Genomic DNA, 11,748 nt, shown 5'->3' on the forward strand with positions numbered 1-11,748 from the left:
AACCAGAGGACGAACACATGACTATTCTGAAACGCAGGATGTTGACCACAGCGCTAGCCGCAACCGCCCTTGCGGGCATTACCTTCGGCTCCATGGCCCACGCTGCTGACAAGACCTTCGCTCTTGTGCAGATCAACCAGCAGGCGCTATTCTTCAACCAGATGAATGAAGGCGCCCAGAAGGCCGCCGATGCCGCAGGCGCGAAGCTCGTGATCTTCAATGCCAACAATGATCCGGCAGCCCAGAACAGCGCGATCGAAACCTATATCCAGCAGAAGGTCGACGGCCTTGCTGTCGTCGCGATCGACGTAAATGGGATCATGCCGGCCGTACAGCAGGCGGCTGCCGCGGGAATTCCGGTCGTCGCTATCGACGCTATTTTGCCGGAAGGTCCGCAAAAAGCGCAGATCGGTGTCGACAATGCCAAGGCCGGCGCAGACATGGGCAAGTTCTTCCTTGATTACGTGAAGAGCGACATGGGCGGCAAGGTGAAGTACGGCGTTGTCGGCGCGCTGAATTCCTTCATCCAGAACGTCCGTCAGGAAGGCTTTGAAAAGACCGTCAAGGACGCCGAAGGCGTTACCACCGCCGGCGTCGTCGATGGCCAGAATATCCAGGACAACGCTCTCGCCGCGGCCGAAAATCTGATTACCGGCAACCCCGACATGACGGCCGTCTATGCCACCGGCGAGCCGGCGCTCATGGGCGCAATCGCCGCTGTCGAGAGCCAGGGCAAGCAGTCCAACGTCAAGATCTTCGGCTGGGATCTCACCGCCCAGGCGATTGCCGGTATCGATGCGGGCTATGTCACCGCCGTCATCCAGCAGGATCCGGCCGCCATGGGTGCGGCAGCCGTCGATGCATTGAAGAAAGTTTCGGACGGTGGCAGCGTCGAGAAGACGATCTCCGTGCCGATCACCATCGTAACGAAGGAAAACGTTGAACCCTACCGGGCCGTCTTCAAATGATTACTAAAGGACAGCACTCAACCGCTGTCGCAGGGGCCGGGGGAAGAGATCTCCCCCGGCAATCCGGCGAGGGCGCAATTCGCCAGCCGCGTATTTCGCTTCGTGGTATTCGTAAGACATTCGGTTCGCATCAGGCGCTGCGTGGCGTCGATCTCGACATCTACCCGGGCGAATGCCTCGGCCTTGTCGGCGACAACGCTGCTGGTAAGTCGACGCTGACCAAGATCATTTCCGGGACCTATCTCCCGGATGATGGCTTGATCTCGATCGAGGGGCAGGATGTCCGTTTCAGCGGGCCGGCTGACGCCCGCGAGCGCAATATCGAGATGGTGTTTCAGGACCTGAGTCTCTGCGACCATGTCGACGTCGTCGGTAATCTATTCCTTGGTCGCGAGCTGACCAAAGGACCGTTTCTGGATCGCTCTCGGATGTTGTCCGAGGCCCGCGCCATGCTGGATGCGCTCGAAATCCGCATTCCCAGGCTCGGCGCAAAAGTTGAGAAACTTTCGGGTGGCCAGCGTCAGGCGATTGCGATCGCACGTGCGGCCTCTTTCAACCCGAAGGTCCTTATCATGGACGAACCGACATCCGCTCTGGCCGTTGCTGAAGTGGAGGCCGTGCTCAACCTGATCAACCGGGTCAAGGCCAAGGGCGTTTCGGTGATCCTGATCACCCACCGCCTGCAGGATCTCTTCCGCGTCTGTGATCGTATCGCCGTCATGTACGAAGGCACCAAGGTGGCCGAGCGTGACATCGGCAAGACGGATCTGCAGGACCTCGTGCAGTTGATCGTTGGAGGGCAGAAGCATTGACCGCCTATACCGAACGTGCTGCCGGTTCCCCGATCGCTGACTTCTTTTCCGAACACGCGCAGGTCCTTTCGATCACCGTGTTCTTCCTCGCGTGCCTCGTGTTTTTCTCCCTCACCACGGACACGTTCCTGACACTCGGCAATGTCCTCAACGTTGTGCGACAGGCAGCTCCGATCCTCGTTGTGGCGGTGGCGATGACGCTTGTCATCATTACCGGAGGCATCGACCTGTCGGTCGGTTCGCAGGTGGCACTTGTCAATGCGGTCGCGGCGATCATCCTCGCCATGGGCTACCCTTGGCCGGTCGTGGCGGTCGGTATGGTCGCCTTCGGCGCACTCATGGGAATGGCGCAGGGCTGGTTCGTTGCGTATCAGGGCATCCCGGCCTTCATCGTGACGCTTGCCGGCCTCTCGATCCTGCGCGGCTTCGCACTCTACCTGACACAGGGTTATTCGATCCCCATCAAAGATGTCCCCGGCTTCTTCTGGCTCGGGCGCGGCGAATTTCTGGGGCTTCCCGTTCCAGCGCTTATCGCCGTCTTCGTTGCGGTTCTAGGTTATGCGGTAATCGCCTATACGAAATACGGTCGCCAGGTCGTTGCGGTTGGCTCCAATCTCGAAGCCGCCCGTCGTGTCGGCATGCCCGCGAAATGGATCGTCGCATCTGTCTATATGGTGTCTGGCATCGCCTGCGCGCTGGCAGGCCTTCTGATCGCGGCTCGCCTTGGGTCTGGCTCGTCCAATGCGGCGGTCGGTTTCGAACTGCAGGTCATCGCGGCCGTGGTTCTGGGCGGCACGTCGCTGATGGGCGGTCGTGGCAGCATTCTCGGAACGGTGCTCGGCACGCTGACCATCGCCGTCATCGGCAACGGGTTGATCCTGATGCATATCTCGCCCTTCTTCACGCAGATCGTGACGGGCGCGATCATTCTCGTGGCGATCTGGCTCAACACCCGGATCTTCACCACCAACTTCCGTCTTGGCGGAAAGAAGGCGTAAGGGGATCATGACGCAGGATCTATCAGAAGCCCACGTCCGTTCGGGCAAGGTGATGACTGTGACGGGGGCTATTGCCGCCCCCGATCTCGGCCTTACCCTGATGCACGAGCACATTCTCAACGACTGCCGTTGCTGGTGGCATGCGCCGAAGACGCCTGAGCGGCAGTACCTCGCCGACAGCTTCGTCTGCATCGAGATATTGAGCGAGTTGCGTCAGGATCCCTTTGTCAACAAGCACAACATCACGCTCGATGACGAACCGCTCGCCATCACGGAACTTAAGGATTTCGCGAGGCACGGCGGCCACACGGTCGTCGAGCCGACCTGCCAGGGGATCGGCCGCGATCCACGTGCCCTGAAGCGTATCTCGCAGGCCTGCGGGCTCAACATCGTCATGGGTGCCGGCTATTATCTCGGCTCCTCGCATCCAGCCAAGGTGGCCGGGATGACGATCGACGAGATCGCCGACGAGATCGTGCAAGAGGCGACCGTCGGCGTCGACGGCACCGACATCAAGGTCGGGCTGATCGGCGAGATCGGCGTGTCGTCGGATTTCACCGACCAGGAAAAGAAGTCCCTGCGGGCGGCGGCACGCGCCCAAATGCGCACCGGCTTGCCGTTGATGGTTCATCTGCCCGGCTGGTTACGCCTCGGTCACAAGGTGCTCGATATCGCGGAGGAGGAGGGAGCGGAGCTTCGCCATACTGTGCTTTGCCATATGAACCCCTCGCATGACGACCTCGGCTATCAGGGCGAGCTTGCCGCCCGGGACGCCTTCCTCGAATACGACATGATCGGAATGGATTTCTTCTACGCCGATCAGCAGGTGCAGTGCCCGAGCGACGAAGAGGCGGCGCGCGCGATCGTCAAGCTGATCGAACGCGGGCATCTCGATCGCATCCTGCTCTCCCACGACGTCTTCCTGAAGATGATGCTGACGAAGTACGGTGGCAACGGATACGCCTACATCCCCAAGCACTTCCTGCCACGACTGAGGCGGCATGGGGTCACTAACGCGCAGCTCGATATTCTCATGCGGGACAATCCGAGATCGGTATTCGAGGCCAGACCCTGACTGCCGGAGCAATTTACAGAAATGGAAAGAACATGACCAAGAAAGTCCTCCTCGTCGGCGAGAGCTGGATCAGCTCCGCCACTCATTACAAAGGTTTCGACCAGTTCGGCAGCGTCACGTTTCACCTTGGCGCCGAACCGCTGGTGAAGGCGCTGGAAGGCAGCGAATACGAGCTCACCTACATGCCGGCCCATGACGCAGTGGAGAAATTCCCTTTCGAGATGGAAGGTCTTGACGCCTATGACGTCATTATCCTCTCGGATATCGGGGCGAATTCGCTGTTGCTGCCGCCGGCAGTCTGGCTGCATTCCAAGACCGTGCCGAACCGCCTGAAGTTGGTCAAAGCCTGGGTCGAAAAGGGCGGCGGCCTGCTGATGGTCGGCGGCTACTTCTCCTTTCAGGGTATCGACGGCAAGGCACGCTGGCGCCGTACGGCCGTCGAAGACGTGCTGCCGGTGACCTGCCTTCCCTATGACGATCGTGTCGAAATCCCCGAAGGGGCCACTGCTGTCGTCACCAAGGCGGACCATCCGACCGTGGCCGGCATGGGTGGAGAATGGCCGCTGTTGCTCGGCGTCAACGAGGTGGAAGTGCGCGACCGCGCCGATGTCGAGGTTGTCGCCCGTCTGCCTGAGGACCAAGGCGGTCATCCGCTGCTCGTCACCGGCAGTTTCGGCCAGGGCCGCAGCGCTGCCTGGACCTCCGACATCGGACCGCATTGGTTGTCGCCCGCATTCTGCGATTGGGAAGGTTATGGCCGCCTCTGGAAGAATATCCTCGGTTGGCTAAGCGCGTCGCGCTGAGGCAGTGTTGGCTTCTGGCGTGCCTCAGCGCGCCAGGATCGCCTGCAATTCGTCGCTGGTCGGGAAGGCCGACCGGGTGCCGCGGCGGCTGACGGTGAGGGCGGCGGCAGCGGCGGCATGCCTAATGGCACGGGTGTCGAGATCGACGCCGCGCAATGCAGCAGAGGCTAGCGCCACTGCCATGAAGGTGTCGCCTGCACCCGTCGTATCGATAACGCTGGTGGTGACAGCCGGGATTGTGGCTATGGCTGCTCCGTGGCTTGCGAGCAGGGCACCGTCACCGCCGAGCGTCAGTACGACGTGTCGCACGCCGGATTGTAACAGCCGTTCGGCCGCCGCCGTGTCCGATGATCCGGTGAGGCTTTGTGCTTCCCCTCGGTTCAGGAAGGCGATGTCGATCAGGGGCCAGAGATCGCTGAAGTAGCGCTGGAGCGGAGAGGGGTTGAAGGCGGTGACGAGGCCGCGGCGTCTGGCTTCTGCGAGCAGGCCGCGGGTAGTCGCTTCGCTGAGATTGCCCTGCAGGACGATGAGGTCGCCGAAAGCGGCAGTGTCGAGCGCGGCGATCGACTCATCTGGCGTCAGCGAGCCGGCAGAATCGGTGGTGGTAACGATGGCGTTTTCGCCATCCGGCGTGGTGAAGATGATGGAGAAGTCGCTGGAGCGGCCTGCGAGGGTAAGGAGCTTTGCCTCGACCGGTTCCGATGCCAGCTGATTGCGAATGGTCTGGGCGCGGAAATCCTCGCCCACGGCGGCGACCAATGTCGTGGGAAGGCCGGAGCGGGCCATCACCACGGCCTGGTTCGCGCCCTTGCCGCCAAGGTCGCGGGTTTCTTCGCGACCGAGGATCGAAGCCCCCGCTTCCGGCATGGTGGACACAGATATGGTTTCGTCGACGGCGACGTTACCGATGACATGAGCACGTATTTGGGCAGACATGGCTGGCCTTCGAAAGGATGAAAATGCAAACGATATCGGACAACAATTCAAGCGCCATAAGGGAAATATTCGGCAGTGACAAGGCATTGATCGGGATGATCCATTGCCACACCTTCCCAGGCGCCCCCCGCTATCGCGGTGCGGCGATGGACACGATCTACGACGCTGCCATGCGTGACGCCGAGGCTTTGATCGACGGTGGCATGCACGGGTTGATTGTCGAGAACCACGGCGACATTCCCTTCTCCAAGCCGGAGGACATAGGGCCGGAAACCTCCGCCTTCATGTCCGTCGTTACCGATCGCATCGTCCGCGCGACCGGTATTCCGATCGGTATCAACGTGCTGGCGAACGCACCTATTCCGGCTTTCGCTATCGCCATGGCAGGTGGCGCGAAATTCATCCGCGTCAATCAGTGGGCCAATGCCTACGTCGCCAATGAGGGTTTCATGGAGGGGCGGGCGGCAGAGGCGATGCGTTACCGGTCGCTGCTGCGTGCCGAGCACATCAAGGTCTTCGCGGACAGTCATGTGAAGCATGGGGCGCATGCGATCACTGCCGACCGCACGATCGAGGAGCTGACCCGAGATCTTGCCTTCTTCGATGCCGACGCGGTGATCGCCACCGGCCAGCGCACCGGCAATCCGGCGACCGTCGAGGAGATAGAGACGATCGGCGCGGCGACCCATCTACCGCTGCTCGTCGGCTCCGGTGTTACCAACGAGAATATCGTTGAGATCCTGAAGCGCACCAATGGCGTCATCGTCGCGTCCTCGTTGAAGGAAGGCGGCGTCTGGTGGAACCCGGTCGAACCCGCCCGTGTAAAGGCCTTCGTCGAAGTCGCCCGTCCGGCGTTGGAGGGCTGAGATGGTCGAGACGCTTTCCGAGCAGATCCTGCGTGAGAACAAGGGCGTCTTCGATGCGATGGTCGGGCACCGTTTCGTCGAAAACATCAAGGCCGACAAACTGCCGAAGGACGTCTTCGAACGCTACCTCGTGTTCGAGGGCGCGTTCGTCGATACGGCGATCTCGATCTTCGCCTTTGCGGCGGCCAAGGCCGAAACGATCGCCCAGAAACGGTGGCTGAGCGGCGTGCTCGATGCGCTCGCCAACCAGCAGGTCGCCTATTTCGAAAAGACTTTCGCCGAGCGCGGCATCGATCCGGCGGCCTGCGATACGTCCATTCCGGAGGTTGCGGCCTTCCGCGACGGCATGCTAGCGATCTCCCGCGATGGGGGCTATCTGGATACGGTGGCCGCGATGTTCGCCGCCGAGTGGATGTACTGGACCTGGTCGAAAGAGGCCGCCCAGCACAAGATGAGTGACCCGCTGCTTAAGGAATGGGTGGATCTTCATGCGCATGAGGATTTCGCCGCTCAGGCGCGTTGGCTCAAGGCCGAGCTCGACGCTGCGGGCGAGGCGATGGGCCCGGAAGAGCGGTCGCGCCTGAGCGCCATCTTCGGCCGGGCGCAGGCCCTCGAAATCGCGTTTCACGACGCGCCCTACCTCTGAGGGAAAAAGCATGGTCGAGATCGATGGCAACCGCCTCAATGCCAGGCTCGAGGCATTCGCGGCGATCGGCGCCACGCCGAAGGGCGGCGTCAATCGTCAGGCGTTGACCCTGGGAGATCGTCGGGCACGGCGGCTGCTGGCGGAGCTTGGATGGGCGAGAGGTTTTGAGGTCCTCCAGGACCCCATGGCCAATCTCTTCATCCGCCGCGCCGGGCGCGACGAAACCCTACCACCGCTGGTGATCGGCAGCCATCTCGACAGCCAGCCGGCCGGCGGGCGCTTCGACGGCGCACTCGGCACGCTGTCGGCCTTCGAGGTGCTGGAAAGCCTGGAGGACGCCGGTATTGAGACCGAGCATCCGGTCGTCGCAGTGGCCTGGACCAATGAGGAAGGTTGCCGCTTCGCGCCGGGCTGCATGGGTTCCATGGCGTTTGCCGCCGGCGAGATCCCGGCCGAATGGCAGGGGAAGGTTGCGACCGAGGGGGCATCATTTGCCGACGAACTGACGGCGACGATCGAAAGTCTGCCGGAAGCAAAGATCCTTCCGCTCGGTTTTCCGGTCCATGCCTATCTCGAAGTGCATATCGAACAGGGGCCGTCGCTTGCATCCAACGACATTCCGATCGGCGTCGTGAGCGGTATTCAGGGCACGCGTTGGTTGAACGTTACTGTGACCGGCCAGACCGCGCATGCCGGCACGACGGGGCTCAGCTATCGGCGCGACCCTATGCACGCGCTTGCCGCTGCGCTTTCGAGCCTCTATGAAACGACCATGCCTTCGGATCCGGATGCGCGTTTCACGATCGGACGGATTGCGGTCGAACCCGGCTCGGTGAACGCTATCCCCGATGAGGCGCGCTGCACGGTCGACATTCGCCATCCTGATCCTCAACGCCTCGATGAACTCGAGCAACTGGTTGTATCGACCATAGAGAACGAGGCCGACCGGCAGCGTTGTTCGGTTGGTTTTTCGCGATCGTTCGACATGGCGCCCTGCACCTTCGCAACGGATCTGCAGCAGGTGATCGAACAGGCCGCAGCGGTGGTAAACTTCAAAAGTACTCGCATGTTGTCGGGCGCGTTCCACGATGCTTTGTTCGTCAATCGTGTCGCATCAGCGGCGATGATCTTCGTTCCGTGCCGGGACGGACTGAGCCACAACGAGGCGGAATATGTCGAACCTGAACATGCCGTCGCCGGCTGCGTGGTGCTGGCCCAAGCCACGTTGCTTCTCGCCAATCCGACAAGTGCTTGAACATCACGATGAGTGCCGGGATGAGGACGAAGCGGAATGTGCCGCGCGAGATCACGTCGAGGCCATGATGGCGATCGTCGACATTCTGAATACCGAGCGCCGCGGCCTGTGCTAAGGGAGCCTCCGAGGGTTGGTTCCCGCACTAAGCGCTTTACGGTCAGCTCGGCTTCAGTCTTTCAGATCCGCGGTAGCAACATTGTCTGGCGTCGAGATGATCCACAGGCTGCGCAAGCACCAACTGCAAGACGCTCATACTGCCAGCCTGCCGATCGCCAAACAGTTTGCAACGCTCGTTGCCACGATCTAAGCAGCCGCAGAAATCGCCTGGCCTTGCGGATACCTCAATCTTTGCAACAGGCCCGTCAAGTCTGGCAATAGAACCCTTGCTCGCTCATGGCTTCGTGGAATGATGGCACCCGCCCGCGATGGGAAATTCATTGCTGATGCGCGGCTATGCGGTCATTTATGGATGCTAGCTTGCATGGCCCGGCGCCGATAGGTGTGGAAGCCACCTATCTAATGGGTTTTCGCTCGCTTGCAATCCGGTTGCCCTTCGACGTCCTTCCGTCAATCGATTTCGCGCTTCCTCCCCAGGAGCGCAACGCACGCCAGAGCACCGTGTTGTCCGCATAACCGAGCGCCCGTGCGACCTCTGACATTGATATGGTCCGGTCGCCGAGATATTGACCCGCGAGCGTCTGACGGTGTTGCCGGACAAGATCGCGCAGCGACACGCCTTCATCCGCCAGCTTTCGCTGGAGGCTGCGTTGCGACAGCTTGAGGTCAGCGGCAAGAGCACCAACCGTTATCCGTTTGTGGCCGAGATAGATGCCGATCAATGCCTGGACTTTTTCCGTCACCAAATCACTTGTGGCAGTCTTTTCGACAAGATCCTCGATATGCCGCTCCAGTATCGCCACCAGGCTTTTGTCCTCATGGCGGTGAACGCGGTCAGCCTCGGTCCTGCTCATCACAATCCGATTTCCGGATTGTCCGAACAGAATAGGTCCACCAAAAATGCGTTCGAGCGCGTTGGCATCGCGCGGCGCCTGATGTTCAAGCTGGATCTCGATCGGCTGCCAACCGCGCCGAAAGCAAGACCGGACGAGTTGGCAGGAGGCTGCGAGCGTGAATTCGCTATCCTGGCGGCGCGGCCACATCGACGGATCGACGATCCGATAGCTCCAGACGACATCACCATTCTCCTCGAACACGGCCGAACTCGTGGCACCCTGAAGGGCGTTCACATATTTCGACAGCCGCTCGAAGGCTTGCCGGATGGTTGGCGAGAGTGCGAAGAGCATGCCAGTGGGACCGATATCGGCGGGCTTGAAACCTGTTCCCATTCGCGCGCCGAGAGCGGCGTCACCGGTTGTCGTCGCGGCGTCCTCGAACAGCGCGACATAGCGCGCCATCGGCACGACAGCATAGGGATCTTCGAGTTGCGAGCGCAAAATACCGTGCGAGGCCAGCAGCAAGTCTGCTTTCCCTGATTTTTTGTCAATTTGTTGAACCAGTGGGATCAGGACAGAGGCACGAATTGAAGCAATCGCCGACGTACGGTTGATCAAATGCGATGCAGTTGCCGTTTTAGCCATCTCTCAAACACCCTGTGGCGCGAATTATCGATTCATTGGCACAATCTGCAATTTCGAGGCCAAACAGGAGCACCTACCCTCTTCGATAATTGATAAGCAAAAAAGGGGTTCGTCATGTCAGTGGAAGCAAGCATACCCGTGAACTTACCCGGTCGTCTGGCGAAGAACTCGGTGGGCCTTGCCCATATCGTGTTCTTCGTCGTTGCCGCCGCCGCGCCGCTCACAGCCGTGGTTGGCGCTTCGCCCGCGGCCTTCGCCTTTGGCAACGGTGCGGGTGTTCCCGGCGCCTTCGTCCTTGCAGGCGTACTCTACCTGCTCTTTTCCGTCGGCTTCACCGCCATGAGCCGCCATGTCGGTGGGGCAGGGGCGTTCTACACCTATATCACCCACGGCATTGGCAAGCCTGCCGGTGTTGGCGGCGCCATGATCGCGCTACTGACCTATAGCACCGTTCAGATCGCGGTCTACGCACTGTTCGGCGTCTTCATGGCTGGCGCCATCGCGCCGCTCGGGCCGGATCTGCCCTGGTGGGTCTGGTCGTTTGTCACACTTGTAGTGGTCATGGTCTGCGGTCAGCGCAACATTGCTTTTTCCGGCGCGATCCTTGGTATCTGCATGATCGCCGAAATCGCCATTCTGCTGCTGCTCGATCTCGGTATCCTTTTTACCGGCGGAGGGCCGGAAGGTATGGGGCTCTCCTCATTCGCGCCTACGTCTGTGTTTGCGCCCGGCATTGGCGTTGCTCTCGTCTTCGTCATAGGTTCCTTCATCGGTTTCGAAGCCACAGCAATCTTCGGCGAAGAGGCGGAAAATCCGGAAAAGACCATTCCACGCGCGACCTATGTTGCGGTCCTCTTGATCACGTTGTTTTATGCCTTCTCCACCTGGGCGATCGTGCAGTTCTACGGCCCCACCAAGGTTCAAGCGACGGCTGCGGCCAGTCTCGAAAGCTTCTATTTCGTCGCCTCGGACACGGTGCTCGGCGCGTGGGCAAGTCAGGTTATGAACGTGCTGCTGATCACAAGCCTGTTTGCCTGCATTCTCTCTTTTCACAACACGCTCAACCGATATTTCTTTGCACTCGGCCGCGAAGGTCTTGTCTTCAAGGTGCTGGGCAAAGTGCATGAAAAACACGGTTCTCCCTATATTGCCGGTTTCGTGCAAAGCGCCATCGCGGCCGCTATCCTGATCCTCTTCCTGCTCGCGGGCGCCGATCCCTATACGGTCGTCTTCTCGTGGATGTCGGCATTGGCTGTCATCGGTATTCTCGCCGTGCAGGTCCTTGTTTCTGTCGCCATCATCATGTTCTTCCGCAAGACCAAAACGAAGCATGGTCTTTGGACGACAATGGTGGCGCCGGCGCTGGCACTTGTCGGCCTGCTCGGCTCTCTCTGGCTGGTCATCTCGAACCTGTCGCTTCTTTCCGGGAGCGAAAGCCTGATCGTTGCGGCCTTTCCCCATGCCGTGATCATTGTTGGTTTGCTGGGCGCCGCCTTCGCCATACAGATCAAGAAGAGCCGCCCCGAACTCTACGCTTCCCTCGGAAAGGTCTTTGAATGAGTGCGCTTGCCCAATTCGCACCTTCCGACCGAATGCTTGCGCTCATGGTCGCAATCTTCACCGTTGCCACGCTGCTGATCGCTACCGAGGCGCATGCGTTCTGCTCGCTAGCCTGCATGCATGCCGACCATATGGCGGGCATTGAAATCTGCTCAAGCCGGGCCTCGGACTGACGCTGCCCGGAAAACACGGCGCGTCTTTGCGCGCCACTCTCCTCCATCAACACGAAAG

At 60.5% G+C, this 11,748-nt stretch carries 12 protein-coding genes and 1 pseudogene; 11 read left to right on the forward strand and 2 right to left on the reverse strand.

Going from position 1 to position 11,748, the window contains the following annotated elements; all coding sequences use genetic code 11:
• Positions 1-17 precede the first annotated feature (17 nt).
• Genes FHT71_RS14855 through FHT71_RS14875 form a run of 5 tightly spaced genes read left to right on the forward strand, consistent with a single transcriptional unit; the run spans position 18 to position 4,656 of the window.
• Positions 18-968, forward strand: coding sequence for a substrate-binding domain-containing protein (locus FHT71_RS14855; RefSeq protein WP_132590330.1), 951 nt, complete (start codon positions 18-20; stop codon positions 966-968).
• On the forward strand, positions 965-1,780 hold the full coding sequence (locus tag FHT71_RS14860; protein ID WP_132590328.1) for an ATP-binding cassette domain-containing protein: 816 nt from the start codon (positions 965-967) through the stop codon (positions 1,778-1,780). Before FHT71_RS14855 ends, FHT71_RS14860 begins: the two co-directional genes overlap by 4 nt.
• Positions 1,777-2,778, forward strand: a complete 1,002-nt coding sequence (locus tag FHT71_RS14865; RefSeq protein WP_132590326.1) for an ABC transporter permease — start codon at positions 1,777-1,779, stop codon at positions 2,776-2,778. Before FHT71_RS14860 ends, FHT71_RS14865 begins: the two co-directional genes overlap by 4 nt.
• 7 nt (positions 2,779-2,785) lie before the next feature.
• A complete protein-coding gene (locus FHT71_RS14870; RefSeq protein WP_132590324.1) occupies positions 2,786-3,853 on the forward strand; it encodes a phosphotriesterase in 1,068 nt (355 codons plus the stop codon).
• A 32-nt stretch (positions 3,854-3,885) separates the two neighbouring features.
• Positions 3,886-4,656 carry a glutamine amidotransferase gene (locus FHT71_RS14875; protein ID WP_132590322.1) on the forward strand — a complete coding sequence of 257 codons (771 nt, stop codon included), beginning with the start codon at positions 3,886-3,888 and terminating at the stop codon, positions 4,654-4,656.
• Positions 4,657-4,680: 24 nt separating this feature from the next.
• Here FHT71_RS14875 and FHT71_RS14880 read toward each other — a convergent pair whose 3' ends face one another.
• On the reverse strand, positions 4,681-5,580 hold the full coding sequence (locus tag FHT71_RS14880) for a ribokinase (protein ID WP_183720764.1): 900 nt from the start codon (positions 5,578-5,580) through the stop codon (positions 4,681-4,683).
• 35 nt (positions 5,581-5,615) lie between these two features.
• On the opposite strand from FHT71_RS14880, the gene FHT71_RS14885 reads away from it, so the two are divergent.
• The 4 genes and pseudogenes from FHT71_RS14885 to FHT71_RS31675 form a co-directional block, all read left to right on the forward strand.
• Entirely contained in the window at positions 5,616-6,458 is an 843-nt protein-coding gene (locus FHT71_RS14885) for a BtpA/SgcQ family protein (RefSeq protein WP_132590318.1), read from the forward strand.
• A 1-nt stretch (position 6,459) separates the two neighbouring features.
• Positions 6,460-7,104, forward strand: coding sequence for a TenA family protein (locus FHT71_RS14890; RefSeq protein WP_132590316.1), 645 nt, complete (start codon positions 6,460-6,462; stop codon positions 7,102-7,104).
• Positions 7,105-7,114: 10 nt separating this feature from the next.
• Entirely contained in the window at positions 7,115-8,359 is a 1,245-nt protein-coding gene (locus FHT71_RS14895; RefSeq protein WP_132590314.1) for a Zn-dependent hydrolase, read from the forward strand.
• A 169-nt stretch (positions 8,360-8,528) separates the two neighbouring features.
• Positions 8,529-8,666: pseudogene (locus FHT71_RS31675) on the forward strand (IS6 family transposase); the annotation flags it as partial.
• A 205-nt stretch (positions 8,667-8,871) separates the two neighbouring features.
• Here FHT71_RS31675 and FHT71_RS14900 read toward each other — a convergent pair.
• The gene (locus FHT71_RS14900) at positions 8,872-9,957 is read right to left on the reverse strand and encodes an AraC family transcriptional regulator (RefSeq protein ID WP_132590312.1); all 1,086 of its coding nucleotides are present in this window, start codon (positions 9,955-9,957) and stop codon (positions 8,872-8,874) included.
• Positions 9,958-10,071: 114 nt separating this feature from the next.
• Between FHT71_RS14900 and FHT71_RS14905 the strand changes: the two genes are divergently transcribed.
• Positions 10,072-11,517 carry an APC family permease gene (locus FHT71_RS14905; RefSeq protein WP_183720576.1) on the forward strand — a complete coding sequence of 482 codons (1,446 nt, stop codon included), beginning with the start codon at positions 10,072-10,074 and terminating at the stop codon, positions 11,515-11,517.
• Positions 11,514-11,690 carry a hypothetical protein gene (locus FHT71_RS14910; RefSeq protein ID WP_165933107.1) on the forward strand — a complete coding sequence of 59 codons (177 nt, stop codon included), beginning with the start codon at positions 11,514-11,516 and terminating at the stop codon, positions 11,688-11,690. Before FHT71_RS14905 ends, FHT71_RS14910 begins: the two co-directional genes overlap by 4 nt.
• Positions 11,691-11,748 lie beyond the last annotated feature (58 nt).

Origin of the sequence: Rhizobium sp. BK060, assembly GCF_014193145.1 — a bacterium.
In the GTDB taxonomy this organism is placed as follows: Bacteria; Pseudomonadota; Alphaproteobacteria; order Rhizobiales; family Rhizobiaceae; genus Rhizobium.

What these genes read in the sequence shown, in the direction of transcription:
- FHT71_RS14905 (WP_183720576.1), top strand. Translation starts at nt 10,072, where the DNA reads ATGTCAGTGGAAGCAAGCATACCCGTGAACTTACCCGGTCGTCTGGCG.
- FHT71_RS14875 (WP_132590322.1), top strand. Translation starts at nt 3,886, where the DNA reads ATGACCAAGAAAGTCCTCCTCGTCGGCGAGAGCTGGATCAGCTCCGCC.
- FHT71_RS14910 (WP_165933107.1), top strand. Translation starts at nt 11,514, where the DNA reads ATGAGTGCGCTTGCCCAATTCGCACCTTCCGACCGAATGCTTGCGCTC.
- FHT71_RS14900 (WP_132590312.1), bottom strand. Translation starts at nt 9,957, where the DNA reads ATGGCTAAAACGGCAACTGCATCGCATTTGATCAACCGTACGTCGGCG.
- FHT71_RS14895 (WP_132590314.1), top strand. Translation starts at nt 7,115, where the DNA reads ATGGTCGAGATCGATGGCAACCGCCTCAATGCCAGGCTCGAGGCATTC.
- FHT71_RS14855 (WP_132590330.1), top strand. Translation starts at nt 18, where the DNA reads ATGACTATTCTGAAACGCAGGATGTTGACCACAGCGCTAGCCGCAACC.
- FHT71_RS14890 (WP_132590316.1), top strand. Translation starts at nt 6,460, where the DNA reads ATGGTCGAGACGCTTTCCGAGCAGATCCTGCGTGAGAACAAGGGCGTC.
- FHT71_RS14870 (WP_132590324.1), top strand. Translation starts at nt 2,786, where the DNA reads ATGACGCAGGATCTATCAGAAGCCCACGTCCGTTCGGGCAAGGTGATG.
- FHT71_RS14885 (WP_132590318.1), top strand. Translation starts at nt 5,616, where the DNA reads ATGCAAACGATATCGGACAACAATTCAAGCGCCATAAGGGAAATATTC.
- FHT71_RS14860 (WP_132590328.1), top strand. Translation starts at nt 965, where the DNA reads ATGATTACTAAAGGACAGCACTCAACCGCTGTCGCAGGGGCCGGGGGA.